Origin of the sequence: Nocardia sp. MDA0666 (assembly GCF_003023875.1) — a bacterium.
In the GTDB taxonomy this organism is placed as follows: domain Bacteria; phylum Actinomycetota; class Actinomycetes; order Mycobacteriales; family Mycobacteriaceae; genus Nocardia; species Nocardia aobensis.
Window position 1 is genome coordinate 40444 of sequence record NZ_PYHT01000006.1, and the last position, 17514, is coordinate 57957.

Annotated in this window: 19 protein-coding genes; 10 read left to right on the forward strand and 9 right to left on the reverse strand. The window is 68.2% G+C overall.

The window, feature by feature from the left end; genetic code table 11:
- Nucleotides 1-121: 121 nt before the first annotated feature.
- Complete coding sequence (locus tag C8258_RS11765; protein WP_106955229.1) at nt 122-1258, forward strand: YbhN family protein; 1137 nt, start codon at nt 122-124, stop codon at nt 1256-1258.
- A 48-nt stretch (nt 1259-1306) separates the two neighbouring features.
- Nucleotides 1307-1717, forward strand: a complete 411-nt coding sequence (locus C8258_RS11770) for a DUF3054 domain-containing protein (protein ID WP_106955230.1) — start codon at nt 1307-1309, stop codon at nt 1715-1717.
- 22 nt (nt 1718-1739) lie between these two features.
- Here the strand turns inward: C8258_RS11770 and C8258_RS11775 are convergent, their stop codons facing one another.
- Nucleotides 1740-3422: an NTF2-like N-terminal transpeptidase domain-containing protein gene (locus C8258_RS11775; RefSeq protein ID WP_106955357.1), complete on the reverse strand. Its 1683-nt coding sequence runs from the start codon at nt 3420-3422 to the stop codon at nt 1740-1742.
- 270 nt (nt 3423-3692) lie between these two features.
- Here C8258_RS11775 and C8258_RS11780 point away from each other — a divergent pair, with 270 nt between their 5' ends.
- Nucleotides 3693-4277, forward strand: coding sequence for a hypothetical protein (locus tag C8258_RS11780; protein ID WP_106955231.1), 585 nt, complete (start codon nt 3693-3695; stop codon nt 4275-4277).
- 19 nt (nt 4278-4296) lie between these two features.
- Nucleotides 4297-4725 carry a type II 3-dehydroquinate dehydratase gene (gene aroQ / locus C8258_RS11785; protein ID WP_036506929.1) on the forward strand — a complete coding sequence of 143 codons (429 nt, stop codon included), beginning with the start codon at nt 4297-4299 and terminating at the stop codon, nt 4723-4725.
- Between the two features lie 8 nt (nt 4726-4733).
- On the opposite strand, the gene C8258_RS11790 is transcribed toward aroQ, so the two are convergent.
- On the reverse strand, nt 4734-5630 hold the full coding sequence (locus C8258_RS11790) for an NAD(P)-dependent oxidoreductase (protein ID WP_369974744.1): 897 nt from the start codon (nt 5628-5630) through the stop codon (nt 4734-4736).
- A gap of 103 nt (nt 5631-5733) precedes the next feature.
- On the opposite strand from C8258_RS11790, the gene C8258_RS11795 reads away from it, so the two are divergent.
- Nucleotides 5734-6081 carry a helix-turn-helix domain-containing protein gene (locus tag C8258_RS11795; RefSeq protein WP_106955233.1) on the forward strand — a complete coding sequence of 116 codons (348 nt, stop codon included), beginning with the start codon at nt 5734-5736 and terminating at the stop codon, nt 6079-6081.
- Between the two features lie 7 nt (nt 6082-6088).
- Here C8258_RS11795 and C8258_RS11800 read toward each other — a convergent pair whose 3' ends face one another.
- Both C8258_RS11800 and C8258_RS11805 read right to left on the reverse strand, forming a co-directional pair.
- A complete protein-coding gene (locus C8258_RS11800; RefSeq protein ID WP_106955358.1) occupies nt 6089-7258 on the reverse strand; it encodes a glycerate kinase in 1170 nt (389 codons plus the stop codon).
- A gap of 126 nt (nt 7259-7384) precedes the next feature.
- The gene (locus tag C8258_RS11805) at nt 7385-8995 is read right to left on the reverse strand and encodes an alpha/beta hydrolase (protein ID WP_233225026.1); all 1611 of its coding nucleotides are present in this window, start codon (nt 8993-8995) and stop codon (nt 7385-7387) included.
- 128 nt (nt 8996-9123) lie between these two features.
- Here C8258_RS11805 and C8258_RS11810 point away from each other — a divergent pair, with 128 nt between their 5' ends.
- From C8258_RS11810 to C8258_RS33555, 4 genes are all read left to right on the forward strand, one after another.
- Nucleotides 9124-9453 carry a GNAT family N-acetyltransferase gene (locus C8258_RS11810; protein WP_063063723.1) on the forward strand — a complete coding sequence of 110 codons (330 nt, stop codon included), beginning with the start codon at nt 9124-9126 and terminating at the stop codon, nt 9451-9453.
- 88 nt (nt 9454-9541) lie between these two features.
- Nucleotides 9542-10165: a YqgE/AlgH family protein gene (locus C8258_RS11815; RefSeq protein WP_106955360.1), complete on the forward strand. Its 624-nt coding sequence runs from the start codon at nt 9542-9544 to the stop codon at nt 10163-10165.
- A gap of 72 nt (nt 10166-10237) precedes the next feature.
- The gene (locus tag C8258_RS11820) at nt 10238-10774 is read left to right on the forward strand and encodes a sigma-70 family RNA polymerase sigma factor (RefSeq protein WP_051025276.1); all 537 of its coding nucleotides are present in this window, start codon (nt 10238-10240) and stop codon (nt 10772-10774) included.
- A complete protein-coding gene (locus tag C8258_RS33555) occupies nt 10771-11682 on the forward strand; it encodes an anti-sigma factor (protein WP_106955234.1) in 912 nt (303 codons plus the stop codon). The genes C8258_RS11820 and C8258_RS33555 overlap by 4 nt, the downstream gene beginning before the upstream one ends.
- A 26-nt stretch (nt 11683-11708) precedes the next feature.
- Here the strand turns inward: C8258_RS33555 and C8258_RS11830 are convergent, their stop codons facing one another.
- The 5 genes from C8258_RS11830 to C8258_RS11850 form a co-directional block, all read right to left on the reverse strand.
- On the reverse strand, nt 11709-12185 hold the full coding sequence (locus C8258_RS11830; protein ID WP_106955235.1) for a DUF1772 domain-containing protein: 477 nt from the start codon (nt 12183-12185) through the stop codon (nt 11709-11711).
- 89 nt (nt 12186-12274) lie between these two features.
- A complete protein-coding gene (locus tag C8258_RS11835; protein ID WP_106955236.1) occupies nt 12275-13327 on the reverse strand; it encodes an aminotransferase class I/II-fold pyridoxal phosphate-dependent enzyme in 1053 nt (350 codons plus the stop codon).
- Nucleotides 13327-14364: a 3-oxoacyl-ACP synthase III family protein gene (locus tag C8258_RS11840; protein ID WP_106955237.1), complete on the reverse strand. Its 1038-nt coding sequence runs from the start codon at nt 14362-14364 to the stop codon at nt 13327-13329. Before C8258_RS11840 ends, C8258_RS11835 begins: the two co-directional genes overlap by 1 nt.
- 15 nt (nt 14365-14379) lie before the next feature.
- Nucleotides 14380-14991 carry a hypothetical protein gene (locus C8258_RS11845; RefSeq protein ID WP_051043438.1) on the reverse strand — a complete coding sequence of 204 codons (612 nt, stop codon included), beginning with the start codon at nt 14989-14991 and terminating at the stop codon, nt 14380-14382.
- 53 nt (nt 14992-15044) lie between these two features.
- Complete coding sequence (locus tag C8258_RS11850) at nt 15045-16730, reverse strand: thiamine pyrophosphate-binding protein (protein ID WP_106955239.1); 1686 nt, start codon at nt 16728-16730, stop codon at nt 15045-15047.
- A gap of 161 nt (nt 16731-16891) precedes the next feature.
- On the opposite strand from C8258_RS11850, the gene C8258_RS11855 reads away from it, so the two are divergent.
- The gene (locus C8258_RS11855; RefSeq protein ID WP_106955240.1) at nt 16892-17407 is read left to right on the forward strand and encodes an EXLDI protein; all 516 of its coding nucleotides are present in this window, start codon (nt 16892-16894) and stop codon (nt 17405-17407) included.
- Nucleotides 17408-17514: the final 107 nt, after the last annotated feature.

The following is a 17514-nucleotide window of genomic DNA, read 5'->3' on the forward strand; positions in this document are numbered from 1 at the left end:
CGTCCGCTGCCGCCTTCGGGCCCGGCCACACTAGGCCGAGCCATGCGCCCAGTGGGGCCGGGCCCTGCGTGGTTACGCGTCCGCTGCCGCCTTCGGGCCCGGCCACACTAGGCTGGGCGTCGTGACGGCCCACGCTGAACCCGGCGGCGAACCGGCGCGGCCCGCGCGGCGCAGGTTCCGCTGGTTGAAATGGGTCCTCGGCGTTGCCCTGTCGGCGTTGCTGATCGCCGAGGGCGTATACCTGTGGCCGCGCCTGCACGATTCCTGGCGCAACCTCACGGAGATCCACTGGGGCTGGGTCGCGCTGTGCATCTGGATGCAGGCGTTGTCGATGAGCGGATTCGGCCGCATCCAGAAGCGCTTGCTGCGCGCCGGCGGGGTCGACGTCTCGCAACGCGCCTCGGTCTCGGTCGTCTACGGAGCCACCGCGATGTCGGTGTCGCTGCCCGCCGGCCAGGTGTTCTCCACCGCCTTCACCTATCGCCAGACCCGCCGCTGGGGTGCGAGCGCGATCGTCGCGTCCTGGCAGCTGCTGATGTCGGGCGTGGTCGCGACGAGCGGAATGCTGCTGCTCGGTGTCGGCGGCGCGCTGCTGGTCGGCAATCGCATCGGCCCGTGGAAGCTGGCCCTCATGCTGGGCACGGTGGCGCTGCTGGTGTGGGCGGGCAAATACGTCTCCGGTAATCCCGGTGCGCTGCGGGCGCTGGTGCGCCGCGGGGTGCGGCTGGTCAACCGGATCCGCCGCCATCCGGCCGATTCCGGTCTGGCGCACGTCGACGAGGTCCTGCGCCAGCTGGAATCGGTGGACCTGAACCGGCGCGACGCCGCGTGGGTCGCGTTCTGGGCGGTCGTGCATCGGCTCGGCGATGTGGCCTGCCTCGGCGCGGCCTGTTACGCGGTCGGCGCCGATCCGCGCTGGGCGGGCCTGCTGATCGCGTTCAGCGTGGGCAAGGCGGTCGGCACGATTCCGTTCGCACCCGGTGGCATCGTCTACGTCGACGCCACACTCATCTACAGCCTCACCGCCGCCGCGGGACTGCCGGCCGCACAGGCGGTGGCCGCCGCCTTCGTCTACCGCATGGTGAGTTTCATTCTCGTCGCGATCATCGGCTGGATCGTCTTCGCCTTCCGCTTCCGCAATCCGCAGCTCGGTGATGCGCAGTTCGAGGAGGAATTCGAGCAGCGCTCGGCCCTGCTCGCCGAACCCCGCCGCGCCGACGGCGGCGACAAACGACCCGACGGCGAGCCGCAGGCCTGAGCAGTCCCGGACTCCGGCTGCCGCACCGCTGTCACTACCCTGGCGACCGTGAGGAAATGGCTGCCGCTGCTGATCGATGTCGTGCTGGTGATCGTGTTCTGCGCGATCGGCCGGCGCAGCCACGACGAGGCGGTGGCGGCGGGTCTGCTGCGCACGGTCTGGCCGTTCGGCGCCGGTCTGCTGATCGGCTGGGTGATTGCCCTGACGATTGCCGGCCGCGGGCGCCTGTCAGCGGCGTTCGCGCAGTTCGACGGATCGGCGGTGTGGCCGACCGGCGTGGCGGTGTGGTTGTCGACGTTGATCGGCGGCATGGTGCTGCGCGTGATCAGCGGTCAGGGCACCGCGGTCAGCTTCGTCATCGTCGCGGCGACGGTCCTCGCGGTCTTCCTGCTGGGCTGGCGCGCGGTGTGGGCCCTCGCCGCCCGGCGCATCCGCGCCACCGGCGCATCCGTGAACTGACCCGCGGACCGCTTCTCGACGGCTACTTCTTGTCGTCCGGCGTGGCCAGCGACTGCAGCATGCGCGCGGCCATCCGGGAGGTGGCGTCACCGCTGTCGACATCGTCGATGTGAATGGCGAAGGCCAGGTCACCGGCATTGGCGATCAGCCACCCGTCCGAACCGGCGTTCGCCGTGAAGGCCGTGACCCCGGCGTAGCGGGCGACCGTCACCTCCTGCGGACCGGCGGTCGCGTCACGCAGCATGCCGCGCAATTTGTCGACCACATCGCCCGGCAGCGGTTCCAGCTTGGCCTCGGTGGTGCCGGGCCGGCCGATCTCGATCATCGGCGGCGCCACCGATCCGCGCGCGATGGTGGCGGCGGCGATCGCCATTCCGAACGGACTCGCCAGAATCGGATCGTTGGCGCCCTGTTTGACCTGCTCGACGCCACGACCACCGATCGGCAGCCGGCCCGTGGTCTCGTCCAGCCCGGGAACCTTGAATCCGATACCGACACCCAGCATGGCCGCCGCCTCGGCCGCATCCTGCACCGAAACGTCCTGCGGCGCCTTCTTCTTCTGAATCGAGGCGACCGCCTTGAACAGGTCCATCGCACCGCCGACCGGATAGGTCGCGGTGAAGGCGGGCGCGCCCTGAGCGCTGGCGTAGTTGTTCTGGGCGGCCGCGACGACCGCTCCGGTGGAGGGCTGAATCGCCACGATCGATGCGGCCGTACCCACACTCACCACGGCGTCCTCGGCCGCGCGCTGCAGCTTCTGGTCCATCGTGGAGGCGATGTCCGGTCCGGGCGGTCCCTGATATCCGGCGAGCTGGGTGACCATCTTGCCGTCGGGTTCGAACAGCTGCACACCCCAGCCGGCGTGCTGATCCCGGTTCTCCTGCCACACCTTCTGCAGCGCCTCGGTCATCGGCGACCACACCCGCCGATCGGCGACGATCAGCCTCGGCTGCTTCTCCATCACCACGCCGGGAATCGAGGCCATCCGCGGCTCGAGAATCGCGAAATCGTCCTCGCGCAGGCTCACCGCGGTGATCGGCTTACCCTGTGAGCCCGCCAGCTGCTGCATCAGCGAGGCACCGGTGATCAGCGGCGCGACCGGCGCGATGGCATCGGCCAGGGCGTTGGTGGTACCGACGAGATCACCCGTCTTGGTGGGGTCCACCTTGATGACGTTGATGGTCTGCTGGGTGAGCAGCGGCTGGCCGTCGTTGTCGTTGACCTTGGGTGGCGGCGTCGCCTCGGTGCGGACCAGTTTCACCGAGCGCTTGTTGTCCAGTTGCGGCATGACGACGGCGGGGTCCCAGGAAATCCGCCAGCCGATAGCCAGCTTGCGGATATTGCCCTGCAGGTCGTAGCTCCAGTCCTTACCCGGGCCGAAATTCCAGGCGGCTTTGAGGTTGAACATCGCCGAATCGCCGTCGAGGCTGATGAACTGAACCAGCTTGTAATCGGGCTTACCGGGCTGGAGTCCGTCGAACATGGACTTCAGGGTGCTCTCGGCACCGGAGGGGTACGAGGTCAGTGCGGCGGCGCCGGCGGCATCGCGATCATCCATTAGCTGGGTGAAATGCTCGACGACCCCTTCGGGTCCGCTCGGCGTGCTGTGAAAATCGCACGACCCCATCACGATCGCTACGGCAGCAATTGCGGCCAGTGCCACTGCGCCCCGAACGCGAAAGCGGCGGGATCCCCACACATCCATGTCGCCCACTCTTCACTCTTGTCACTCCAGCAACAAGACCAACGGTACCCGAAGGAGTTGCCCGCGGTCCCACCTAGGCACCGACCGCATCTTCCATGCTCAGCGACCACAATAGTGCCCGATCCCCGACATCCGTTGCAGCCGGTCGGCGAAATCCGCGGACGTGTTCGGACCTTTCCCCTTTCCTCCGACAGCGAAACCCGACGAGCCATCTTGCGGCGTAATCTTGTAATCACATTTACAGCGAAACTCTCGCAGTGAGGAAACATCATGAGACACGGACACGGACGTGGATTCGGGCGGCCGGGCGGCTGGCAACAGGCGGATCTCCCCGACGCCGCCGACGCTCCGGACTGGTTCGCCGGAAGGTTGCCGAGCGAGTGGTTCAGCGGTCCGGCGACCATCGAGATCGACCGCGACGAGATCGTGGTGATCGGCGAACTGGCGCTGCCGGCCCCCGAATCCGGCGACGACGACGCAGCCGGCTCCGAACCGTCATCCGCGACGGTGGACGGACTGATCGCGCGCTTCCGCGAGTCGACGCGACCGGCCCGCATGCAGATCGCCCAGGAGGCCCAGGCCCGCTACGGCCGCAATGTGGCGTGGGGCGTATCGGTCAACGGGGAACGCACCCTGTTCACCCATCTCTCGGTTCCGGTGATGACGCGGCTGCGCCAGCCCGAACGCAAGGTGCTCGACACGCTCGTCGACGCCGGGGTCGCCCGCTCCCGCGCCGACGCACTCGCGTGGACGGTGAAATTGGCCGGTAAGCACGCCGAGGAGTGGTTGGCGGAACTGCGGACGGCGATGCGCAAGGTGGACGACCTGCGAGCCGAGGGGCCGCGCGGCCTCTGACCGGGCTAGGGTACCGGTCATGGCACCGATTCTCGTGCTCAACGGCCCGAATCTGAATATGCTCGGCACCCGCCAGCCCGAGGTCTACGGCTCGGACACCCTCGACGACGTGGTCGAGCTGTGCCGGGCGACCGCCGCCCGCTTCGATCGCGAGATCACCGCCTATCAGTCCAATTCCGAAGGGGCGCTGATCGATCGGATTCATGCGGCCCGCGGGGTGGAAGCCGGGATCGTGATCAATCCCGGCGGCCTGACCCACACCTCGGTGGCTCTGCGCGACGCCCTGGTGATTCCCGAGGTGCCGATCGTGGAGGTGCACATCTCGAATGTGCACGCGCGCGAGGAATTCCGGCACCACTCCTACATCTCGCCGATCGCCACCGCGGTGATCGCCGGAATGGGGATCCGGGGATACGCGGCGGCGATCGAATTCCTCTGCACCCGTTGAGCGTTCGCTCAGGCCCCGGCGCGCAGTAGCCGGTACATCGGTACTCCGGCGCCGGCCACCTTCTCCCACAGCTCGCGCACGGTGTGCGAGAGCGTGGCGTCCACACCCACCTCCTCGCTGGTCTCGACGACGTGGGTCGCACCCGCCACCATCATGCGGGCGGCGGCCGCGTCACCCCAGCCGCCGGACTTCGCGGCGGCGGCGTATTCGGCCATGAAGAAGGGGAACGCCTCGGCGGAACGCTGCGCGAACGGCAGGAAGCGGTCGGCGTCGTGGCCGGCGCGATCGATCACGGCCAGGGCCTGGTTGTAGCCGATCAGCCAGGGATGGAACAGCGTGAGCAGGGCCTGGTAGAACAGCTGCGCCAGCCCGTCGTCGGCGCCGAGGTACTCCGATGCGCTGAGCGGGCGCAGCAGGTCGGCATGTGCGTCGAACACCTCGCGCGGACCGCTGTAGAAGATGTAGGACGCCGGATGGGTGATGTTGTCGCCGGCCGACATGAACCCGCCGGACAGGAACCGCGCCCCGTGCGAGCGCACCCATTCGGCGCCCGCGCGGGTGCGCTCCGGGGAATCGGAGGACAGGTTCACGATCACCTTGTCCCGCAACTGTTCCGGAGCCCGGCCGAGGACGTCGTACATGGCGGCGTAGTGGGTCAGGCTCAGCACGATCACCTCGTTGCGGTCCAGGGCGTCGGCCACCGACTCGGCGCGACGAGCGCCCAGTTCCGCCATCGCCTCGGCCTTGTCGGCGCTGCGATTCCAGACCGTCACCTCGGTGCCCACGGCCAGCAGTGCGCGCACGATCGCCCGGCCCATCGGGCCCAGCCCGATCACCGTGACGGAGGAACGTTCGGACATGGTGTACTCCTTGCTGTTTCGAAGCTGTTTCGAAGTTCTTCCGATCGGCGCCGGATTCGATCGTCACCGGGATCCGGGTCCGGGGCAATAACGCACGTCGACGTGCGGTTGCTTACCTCGAGGTTCGGAAAAAGCTCAGGAGGGTGAGATGGCGGACGACTGTGACACAGAACACTCCGTATGCGGGATGTCGGTGGCCATCGACGTGGTCGGCGGCAAGTGGAAACTCCACCTGATGTGGGTGCTGGGCGAGGGCCCGCAGCGCTTCGGCCGTATCCGCGCCCTGCTGCCCGGGGTGAGCGAGAAGGTGCTCACCGAGAATCTCCGCCATCTGGAATCCCACGGCGTGGTCCGCCGCGAGGTGTTTCCCGAAATCCCTCCGCGAGTGGAATATTCGCTCACTCCCGCGGGCGTCGCATTGGCCGCGGCTTTGCGCCCACTCGAACAGTGGGGTGAACGGCGCCGCGACGGACTGTTCGACCCCGTCTCGGCGTGAGGGCGGGTCAGCGCAGGTAATCGCGCGCTATGCGGGCACCGAGCTCTACGAGGAGGCGGGCGGCTTCGGCGATGGATCGCTCCGGATCGGGTTCGAGGTCGCTCAGGGGATAGCAGCGGGCGAAGCCGGCGGCGCGCAGTCGCTCCGGTGTCAGGGTGCAGCGGCCGGCGACGGCGACGACCGGTACATCCGCGGCGCCGGCGGCGGCCGCGACTCCGGCGGGCGCCTTGCCGCGCAATGTCTGCTCGTCCATCGCACCCTCGCCGGTCACCACCAAGTCCGCGTCCCGGACCCGGCCGGCGAAATCGATCAACTCGAGAATCACCTCGATCCCGGACCGCTGCCGCGCCCCGAGCACCGCCATGGCCCCGAATCCGGTCCCACCGGCGGCGCCCGCTCCGGGATGCCCGGCCAGGTGGTCGCCGCGCTCATGCGCATCCGCCGTCCCGAACGGGTGACCGCTCGTGTCGACCAGGTGCGCCCACTGCGTCAGGATCGCTTCGAGTTCGGCGCACTGCCGGGGCGAAGCACCCTTCTGCGGCGCGAAAACCGCTGCGGCACCGTCCGGCCCGAGCAATGGGTTGTCGACGTCGCCGGCGAGTACGAAGACCGCGTCCCGAACGGCCGGATGCAGATCGGAGTAGTCGAGGCGTCGTGCGCGAGCGAGAGCCGCTGCGCCCGAACCGATTTCGGTGTCGTCCTCGTCCAGGATGCGCAACCCCAGCGCTTGCAGCATGCCGGCGCCGCCGTCGGTGGACGCACTACCGCCCAGTCCGAGGACGACCTCGCGGAGGCCGTGGTCGAGAGCGTGGCGGATCAGCACGCCGAGCCCGTACGTGCCCGCGCCCATCGGATCCGTTCGGCCTCCGGGTAATTCGACCAGTCCGACCGCTGCGGCCAACTCGACGACGGCCGTATTCCCCCGCACCGCGTAGCTTGCCGAATGCGGCGCACCGGTCGGCCCGACGGTGTCGACCCGCACCCGTTCCCACCCCGCGGCCACGAACGCGTCGACGGTGCCGTCACCACCGTCGGCAACCGGTACCTGCCGGACCTCCGCATCCGGCACCTCGCGCGCGATGCCGGCCGCGAGCGCCGCCGCCACCTCCGGCGCCGCCAGCGATCCCTTGAATTTGTCCGGTGCCATCACCACTCGCCACGGCTTTCCACGCACCATCGCCACCCCAATCCGTCGGCAAGCAGTCGAACACGCTCACGGTACTGCGCGTGCCCCGAGCATGCCGTGAACCCGATCCGCCGGAGCCGCCTGCCGCTTCAGCATCCCGCCGCGATGCGGCCGGACTCACGGCATCGGCGCCTGATCCACGTGATCGATCCCGACCTCGCCGGTACGCAGGTATCGCAGCACGGCGTCGTCGAGTGGAGCATTACCGCGGCCGAAGGTCCCGTGGTCACCACCGTCGACGGTGATCAGATGGCCGTGCAGGGCCGCCGCCATCGCGGGACCGCCCGGATAGGCGGTCACCGCGTCGTGGCGACTCTGCAGTACCAGCGGGGCCGTGGTCAGGCCGTGATCGGCGATCGGCACCGGTGTGGTCACGGGATCCCAATCGGCGCAGGCCAATCCGCTGCGCACCAGATCGGCGCGGGCGTCGAGGGCGTTGCCGCCGGAGGCGACGATGGCGGCCGCCGAACCGATGGCGTCCATCCGGGCCGGCACCGCGTTCTCGTTGCAGGTGATCGCGGCGAACACCGCCTGGCCGGTCGGGTCGGTGGTCGCCGCGCCCGCGATGGCGCGCATCCGGCGCAGGTCGCCGGGCTGCGTATTCGCCTCGGACATCGCCTGCGCCAGGCTCGGCCAGAACCCGCGGGTGTAGGCGGCCACGGTGGTCGCCGACACCAACGGCACCTGGGCCGACATACCGCCGGAGGCCAACGCGCGCACCAGATTCTGCGCCTTGCCCATCTCCTCGGCACCGGCGTTCACACCCTCGCGCGCCAGTGCCGGCAGCGGTGCGGGCAGCTCGCGCGGCAGGTCGGCCGCCGACACCGGTGGCGGAGTCAGGTTGGCGTACCAGCCGCCGCCCTGTGCCGAGACCAGCCGCACCCAGGTCTCGTACACCCGCAGCGCGGAATCGCCGAGGTGGTAGACGTTGTCGTGCTGGGCGATCCAGCCGAACAGATCGTCGAGCCGCTGTTTCCCCGCAAGCTGCTGTTGTGCGAACTGTTCGGTCCACACCCACTGCGGGTCGACGTTGGAGTCCAGCACCATCCGGTCGACACGCTGGGGGAACAGCGAGGCGTAGACCGCGCCGAGATAGGTCCCGTAGGAGATACCGAGGAAGTCGATGCGGTCCACTCCCAGCGCCGCGCGCACCGCGTCCATATCGCGGGCCGTGGTCTCGGTGGTGATGGTCCGCAGATAGCCGGGCTGGGCGGTGTCACATGCCTTCCGGAGCGGTTCGCGCTCGTGGTCGGCGTCCTGTGCGATCTCGGCCCCGCAGGTCAGCGGCGTCGACCAGCGCAGGCCGCGCGGCTGCACGGCCACCAGGTCGTAGTGCTCGACCAGGTCCTTCGGCAGCTGGGACAGCCGGGCGCCCCAGTAGCCGAGAGCGTCCGCACCGGGCCCGCCCGGATTGGCGAAGAGAGTCCCGTATCGCTGCCCGCTCGCGCGTATCCGGCTGACGGTCACATCGATTCGCGCGCCGTCCGGTGCGGCGTAGTCCATCGGCACCGAGATCGACGCGCAGCGGGCCGGGGTCCCCTCGCCGACGGACCCGGCCGGGCACGTCCCGAAACCCGGTTCGGCATGCGCTGTCGCCGGCGCCAGCACGGCGAGCACCACCGTCAGCACCGCAACGGTCGCCGATCGCGCCGCCACCGGTAGTCCCCGTCGTCCCATCCGCGCCGTCTCCCCGTCCGGCCGGTCGACGGCCGTCGTCGCCTCGAGCATCCGACCACTCGAGCCTCTGCATTGTCGCCACCGGCGCCGGGTGCGACAACTCGAACCACGCCCGACACGGGGAAGGATGTCGGCGGAGCCGCACGCCCGCGGTGATCGGCACGTTCTAGGCTCAGCGGATGACGCAGGGTGCGCAGCAGAACACCGAAATTCGAGACAACCCACAGTTCGACCGATTCGAACTGTGGGTCGACGGACAGCATGCCGGGGTGGCCGCCTATCAGGACACCGCCTCCGAGCGCGCCTTCGTGCACACCGAGATCTACCCACAGTACGAGGGCCAAGGCTACGGCCGCCTGCTGGTGCAGGGTGCGCTCGACCGGACCGTGGAGCAGGGCTTCGGCATTCTGCCGCTGTGCCCGATGGTCCATCACTTCGTCGAATCCCGGCCGCGATATCTCGCGATGGTGCCGCAATGGGCGCGCGAACGATTCGGCCTGCCGCAGTAGCCGGCGGGCTCGTCGAGCCGGCCGCTGCGGAATCCAACCGCGAATCACGCGCCATTAAACACAGCGCGCGCACCGCGACGGTGCGATGATGACTACCGTGGCACGCGCAGAGGAACACGGCGACCGCCCGAGACGCGAATCCCGGTACGAGGATCAGGCGGTGCGGCCCGGCACCTTGCTGGTCTCGGCAACGGAGCTGGTCGAGCCCACTTTCCGGCGCACCGTGATCTACATCGTCGAACACAACGATGCGGGCAGTCTCGGTGTCGTCCTGAACCGCCCGAGCGAAACCGCGGTGCAGGATGTGCTGCCACGCTGGGCCGATCTCGCGGCCGGGCCCCGAACCCTGTATGTGGGCGGGCCGGTGAAGCGCGATTCGGCACTGTGTCTGACCACGGTCCGCGTCGGTGCCTCGATCGAGGGCATCCGCGGGCTGCGCCGCGTGGACGGTCGCGTGGCGCTGCTCGATCTGGACTCCGACCCCGACTCGATCGCACCGTTGGTCGAGGGCATCCGCATCTTCGCCGGCTACGCCGGGTGGACCTTCGGCCAACTGGAGGGCGAACTGGAACGCGGGGACTGGATCGTGTTGTCGGCGTTGCCGTCGGATCCGCTGGCGCGACGCACCGATCTGTGGGCGCACGTGTTGCGCCGGCAGCCGCTGCCGCTGTCGCTGCTGGCGACACACCCCATCGAACTAGAACGCAATTGATTACGTATCCACGGAGTGTGGTCCCCCGACGCTCGCCTCGACCGAGGCGGCGGATACGCCCGGTCGGCGCCGATGTCTGACTCCGCGATCCCCCCCGTCGACGCGGCGCCCTCCCGGGCGCAGTTGTTGCGGGTGCTCTACGACGAGCATGCACCGACGCTGTGGCGATTCACCTACAGCCTGGTCGGCGATGCCGGGCGCGCCGAGGATATCGTGCAGGAGACGCTGCTGCGAGCATGGCAGCGGCCGCAGGTCCTCGACCAGTCGACGGCCTCGGCGCGGGCGTGGCTGTTCACCGTGGCCCGGCATCTCGCGGTCGACGAATTCCGCAGTGCGCGGCATCGACGCGAGTACGGCACCGACACACCGCCCGAACAGACGGCTCCGGATGAGGCGGAACGCGCAGTGGACAGTTGGGTGATCACCGACGCGCTGGCCCGGCTGAGTTCCGATCACCGCGAGGTGATCGTGCGGGCCTACTATCGCGGATTGTCGACACAGCAGATAGCGAACGAACTGGCGATACCCGAGGGCACCGTCAAATCCCGGATGCACTACGGGATGCGAGCGTTGCGTTCGGCCCTACAGGAGATGGGGGTGACGAAATGACGGCCGCCACCACGTCACACGACGACTACGCGACCTGGGATGCGCCGTATCTGCTCGGCGCCCTCGACCGCGACCAGCGGCTCGAATACGAGGCGCATCTGGCCGACTGCGACGAATGCCGGCTCGCCGTCGCGGACCTGTCGGGCCTGCCGGGACTGCTCAGCCACGTACCCGATGACGTCGCCCTCTCACTGCTCGACGACGAGTCCGCCGACCATGCCGGCAGTTTCGGCGACGCCGGCTTCGACGCCCTGCTGAACCGGGTGCGCGCCGGCGAGGCGACCACCGACGGCGCCGGGATGCTGCCCTTCGAATCGCATCCCGCTACCGGCCCGGCCGCCGGATCCGGCGCAGCCGAGCCGGACAGGGCCACGGGCACGCCGACGGTCCGCGAAACGCCCTCGGAAACCGGCCGCACCGAGCCGGGGGAAGCCCCCGCCTCCCTGGCCGACGCGCGCGAGCGCAAGCGCAGCCGCAGCGGTCCGTGGCTCGCCCTGGCCGGTGCGGTGGCGGCCGCCGCGGCCGCGGTCGCCATCACCATCCCGATAACCGTCGCCCATACCCAGCACAACAATCCGCCCACCGCCGAGCAGGTGGTCACGGAGCGGCAGATGGATCAGGTGATCCCGTCACCGATCACCGCGAATTTCACTCTGACGCAACTGCGTTCCGGTACCCGGGTGAACATGTCGTGCGACTACGCGCCCTCGGATACGGATTACACCTGGGACGGCGCCCTGTGGGTGGTGCACACCGACGGCACCCAGTCGATGGTGGCGCAGTGGACGGCACATCCCGGCCAGACGGTGACCGCGGACGGCATCACCTCGGCCCCACCGGATCAGATCCGATCGGTCGAAATCCGTTCGACCACAACGAACCAGGTGTTCCTGCGCGGAACGGTGTGAGCGGCCGCCGAGTCCGTCGGCGCGGTTCACAGCAGGGCGAGGGTGGTGCACAGGGCGGCGATTGCCAGTGCCTGCAGGCCGACCCGGTAGCCCAGGATGCTCTCCCACTTGTCCTGCAGCGCACGGGCGTCGGCGGGGATGATGCCGGTCATCGCCGCCTGGGTCTGCGCGGTGTTGATCGGCTTGGCGATCCGCGCGTAGAGGCCGAGCCAGGACAGCAGCGCCAGCAACGCGATCCCGGCCGCCACCGCGGCGCCGGTGGCTCCCGCGACGGCCGCGACGACGACGGCGAGGACGGTGCTGATCACACCGCCGGCACCGGCGAACGGCATCCGCCGGTCGCCGTAATAGTGCCCCCAACCGGCCGAGACGGTCATCGTCGCGTCGTCGAGTTTGGCGTAGACGGGCCGGAAGATGAGGGCGGCGGCGACATCGGTGCCGTAGACGATGGCGTTGCCGAGAACGGCCAGCACGGTGAGCACCTGGGCGGATGTGGTCAGCATGGGAAGACTCCTAGTCATCATCTAGCGTTGCTAGCTTATGCAGCAACAGTAGATGGAGATGACTAGCTTGTCTAGCGCTGCTAGAAAATTTACCGCCCCACCCCTACCGGGTAGTCGGCGCACCGATCCCCGGTGGCCCGCGCGGACGGCGGGCGTAGGCGCGGCACCGGCTCGGCACGGCCGTCGAGGGCGTCCAGTACCGCGGCATCGGCACGCGGATCACCGACCGCGATCCGCGCACTGCCGTCGGGATACCCCTTGGCCGCGATCCCCGCGCCCGCCAGCGTCGCGTGCACCGCGGGCCCCGGCAGGTAGAGAAAGTTGCCGCGGCTGCACGGCACGGCGAAACCCCTGTGCCGCAGCGCAGTTCGCAGTGACTCCCGTTCGGCGGTGATATCGGCGATGCGTGCGGCGAGCTCGGCCGACGCGGCATAGCAGGCGCGCACCGCCGCCACGGCGTAGTCGGGCATTCCGAACGGAAGTTGCAGCCGCCGCACCCGGGCGATCAGCTCCGGCGCACCGAAGGCATACCCGATGCGCAGTCCGGCGAGCCCGTACGCCTTCGAAAAGGTGCGCAACACCAGGAGATTGGGATAGTGGGCGATGAGTTCGTGGGAGTCGACGGTCTCGGTATCGGCCAGAAATTCCACATAGGCCTCGTCCAGGATCACCGGAACATGTCGCGGCACGCCGAACAGGAAGGCCTTCAACTCCGCGGCGGGCACCACGGTTCCGGTCGGGTTGTGCGGGCGGCAGATCGCGATCAGAGCCGTCCGGTCGTCGACCGCGCGGGCCATCGCCGCCGGCCGCTGACGTCCGTTCGAATCCAGCGGCACCGCAACGACATCCAGCCCCGCCATGGCGGCCATGATCGGGTAGCCGTCGAAGGTCGGCGTCGCGAACACCATGCGCCGGCCCGGTCCCGCGACCGCCTGCATGATCTGCAGCGCCACCCCGGTCGCCCCCGCCCCGACCACCACCTGATCGGCATCGACGCCGAGATGCGCGGCGATCACCGCGGGCAGCCGCCGAGGCAGGAATTCCGGATACCGGTTGGCGTCGCGAATCGCCTCGTTCACCACTGCCAGCACGGAAGGCAATGGCGGGAACGGGTTTTCGCTCAGTGCCAGATCGAATTCCATCACGCCGCACCCCAGCGCACCGCGGCCGCGGCCGCGAAATCTCCGGCATGGGCGAAGGCGGCCAGCAGCACCACCGAACCGTTGCGCAACCGGCCGGCCCGGTTCTCGATATCGAGGGTCACGGGAATACCCGCGGCGAACAGATTTCCGCACCGATCGAAGGAATCGGGATGGCGTTCGGCGGGCAGTTCCAGAGCATCTTGCCAGTTCCGCAGGAACAGCCGATTCGGCTGGTTGGTGACGAAGGTGTCGATATCGCGGCCCTTGACCCCGATGCGGTCACATACCGCGAGGGCGAGTTCGGGGACCAGCCGGTTGCCGCGCGCGAAGACCTTCGTCACCTTCGATTCGGTGAAACTCACGCAGCCCTGGCCCTCGCCGGGTTCCCAGTATTTGCGTTCGGAGCCGGTGGAGAAATCCATATCCCCGGCGAATTCCGGAAAGGTACGGCATTCCACGTCGAGGATCGGCGCACGATTGTCCTTGACCAGCAATCCCACTCCGCAGCCGTCACCCGGCACCGGCGCCTGCGCGAGTTTGCGAATCTCGGTCTGCGTGAAGACCGGTCCGGCGGTGTTCTGCGTCGTCGCGATCAACGCGGTGCGGGCGTCGGTCGTCTGCAGAATCATCCGGGCCAGCATCATCATGTGGATGAATGCCGCACAGCCGCCGTTGTGCACATCGAAGACCCATTTCGGGTTCATCCCCAGCCGCCGCGCCACCTCCGGCCCGGCGCCCATGACGGGATTGTCGGGCAGCTGGGTGTGGGTGAGCAGCACGTCGATATCGGCGAGCGTGTCGGCGCCGTGCCGTTCGATCAACGGCGCGACCGCGCGTTCGACCATATCCACGGCGGTTTCGTCGCGGCCCTTGTGATGGCGGCCGTGCGGCGCGCGGAACATGACGTTCTTCGCCATTCGTTCCGAACGCGAGAATTGCGTGAAGTATTCGGTACCTACCGGTTCACCCGGCAGATAGGAGGCCACATCGACCAGACTGACCGGTGCCAGCCGCAGGGCGGGATCGGTGAAATCCATTTCGGCGTACCTTCCTCACTTCATCCATTCGGGGGTGATCGGAAGTCCATGCGCGGCACGGTATTCGGCGATCGCCTTCAGGTTGTCCAGCTCCAGCCGGTGTCCGGCGGAGAACATCTCCCAGAAATCGCCGACCCACACCTTGCGGCCCTCCGGGGCCTTGTCGGGATAGGGATTCGCGTCGTAGAACGGGTGGCGGCAATTGGTCCACAACACCACCGAACCGGGCTTGTTCAACACCACCTGGGCGTCGACGACGCGCATCAGGTAGATCATCCACAGGTGTTCACCCTGGTCCCACGCACAGTGGTAATCCACCGTCATCGCATCCGGGTTGGCCTCGGTACGAGTGAAGATCCGGGTGTCCTTACCCAGCCGATCGTAGGATTCCCACAGTCCCGGGGTGGCGGTTTCGGTGAAGCCACGCAGGCTGTAGGTCCATTCCTCCAAACTCTGTGTGTGCGAGAGGTATTCGTACAATTCGCGCGGCGGTGCGGCGATGTAGTCCTGCACCGGGCAGAACTGCCCGAAGACCTGGTCGTGGGGATAGACCGAGCGCAGCATATCCATGATGATCGGAGTGGTCGTCTCGCGATCGGAATTCTCGATACGCAACAATCCGGGCATGACCCGATGCGGATGGTCGGGGATATCGCTGAGCGCGGATGCGGTGCTGATGGTCACGGATTCCTCCTCGATACGGACAGGAAAGGGATGAACGGCGGTATCTCGTCCGGATCGCAGTCGATCGAAACGAACGAGGGCCCAGGCGTTTCCAGGCAGTACGACAGCACTGTCGCGAGTTCGGCCGGCGTCGCCGGCGAGAAGGCGGGCAGATCCGGGAACATCGCCGCCATACCGGCTCCCAGATGCGACTTGCGGAATCTGTTGAAGCTGTAGCGATCTCCGTAGAACAGCTGCTCACGGGTCACGCACATGCCGTGCGCGGAGTTGTCGAGGACGACGAAGGTCACCGGCAGTCCGTAGTGGATCGCGGTGTGAATTTCCATGCCGTGCATGTAGAAAGCGCCGTCCCCGGCCACGACCACGGTGCGGCGCTCGGTACCGTCGGCCCGGTGCCGGCGGGCGAAGCAGGACCCGATGGCGGCGCCGAAGGCGTACCCCATGCCGCCCATGCCGAGGGCGACGACGAAGCGGCCGTCGCGCGGTGGGCGCAGGTGATGGACCACCGAGGCGCCGGTATTGCCCGCGTCGGCGAAGACATCGGTATCGGAACGCACTGTGGCGTTGAGTGTTTCGACGATATCGCGATACCGCAGCCCCGGCCCGTCCGCCGGTGGCACCGGTAGTGGATCCGGCGCCCGGCGCGGCCGCCGCGGTTCCGCCCGGTGCACCCGGCCCGCGCCGCTCGTCAGCTCCGAGGTCAGTTCGCGGAGGGTGGCGGCCAGATCGGTACTGGTCGCGTGGACCGTGGGGAGGTAGGGCGGCTCGCCGCCGACCGACGCCGTCGACACGCCGAGTACCGATTCGAGGCCGGCTCGCGTGGTAACCGGCATCCGGGTGCCGACCAGCAGGCACAGCGCACTGCCGCGCAGGGCGTCGGCCAGTTCCGTATGGCCCATACTTCCGGCGACACCGAGGAAGCCGTGTTCGGTGCAGTCGTACACATCCTTGGCGTCGGGTGCGACGCCGACTCCGGCATCGAGAACCGCCGCCAGATCGCGCAGTTCGTCGCGGGCATCGTCGCGGGCGACCTGCGTGCCCGCGATGATCACGACCTTGCCGACCGCCCGGGCCGCGCGCAGCCCCTCCAGGAGCCGTTCGATACCGGCATCGTCTCGCCCGTGCATCGGACGCGGCGCGACGAACGGATCGGCGTCGAGTTCGGCCTGCTGCACATCTTTCGGCAGGAGCAGGACCGCCGGACCGCCCGCCCGTGCCGCCGCGACGGCGCGGGACAGATGCGCCGGTAGCGAGGCGGGTGCCTCCACCCGCGCGCAATACAGGGAGATCGTATCGAAAAGCTCTGCGGCGTCGAAGGTTCCGGCTCGTCCGCTGGAATCCTGAAACGCGCCTTTCCCTTCCAGATCGGTCGGCGCCTGGCCCACCAGCGCGAGCACCGGAATCCGCGAGGCGTGCGATTCCGCCAGTCCGGCAACCAGATTCATCGCCCCGCCCCCGGAGGTCGCGCAGACCACGCCGAAACCCGCTGTGGAGCGGGCATATCCGTCGGCCATGGTGGCGGCGGCGAATTCGTGTTTGGCCACCACCGCGGTGATCCGGTCCGCGGCGTCGTAGGCCGCGTCGTAGAGATCTTCGATATTGGCGCCGTCGACCCCGAAGATATGTCGCACGCCCATGTCCGATACGGCCTGCACCAGATAGTCGACCACTCGTGTCGGCATCGCCGCTCCTTCCCGTGGGGCGGTCCGAAGCCGGCCGCACTGCCGGACCGAACGCACTCAGCGGGGATACGAAGCACGCCCCCGGCCGGTTCACCGCCGCCGCATGCAATCTCGGAAGGACGCTCTTGTGTGTACGTATACATCTACGTATAGTTGGAGCCATGCCGAACAAGACCGTGTACGTCTCCGATGACGATCTCCCCCTGTTCCAGCGCGCACAGGAGCTGGTCGGCGGCAATCTGTCGGGTGCGATCGTGACGGCACTGCGCCGGTACATCGAACTGGAGGAGGGACGCCTGCAGGGATACGACGAAATCGTCCTGCGGGTCGGCCACAACGGCGCCCGGCAGGTGCGGTTCTCGGGCGCACTGCTCACCGAGTCGAGCGATATGAGCGACGCGCGTTTCGAGCGAATCCGCGTATTCCGCACGCGCAAGGGCAAATACGTGTTGCACCGGCAGCGTTCCGAATGGGCCGAGTACCCCACGGATACGAACTGGCTGAAGGATCTGACCAATTGGCGGCGGATGCTCGGCGTCACCGATCCGGACTGGGGTGAATTCACCCTGGACATCTACGAGTCGCCGGCCGACCTGAAAGGCAGGGTTCCCGACAAGCTGTACGACCGCATCAGCGATCTGACCGAGCATCCGCAGATCGAGGATCTCGACATCTGATCGACCGCTTCGGGTCGACATGAGTTCGGCCGCAAGACAATTCGATATCGACCTACCTTGTCCGCCGGAAACCCGCGGACACGGCTCGGTCGACGCATGCATTCATC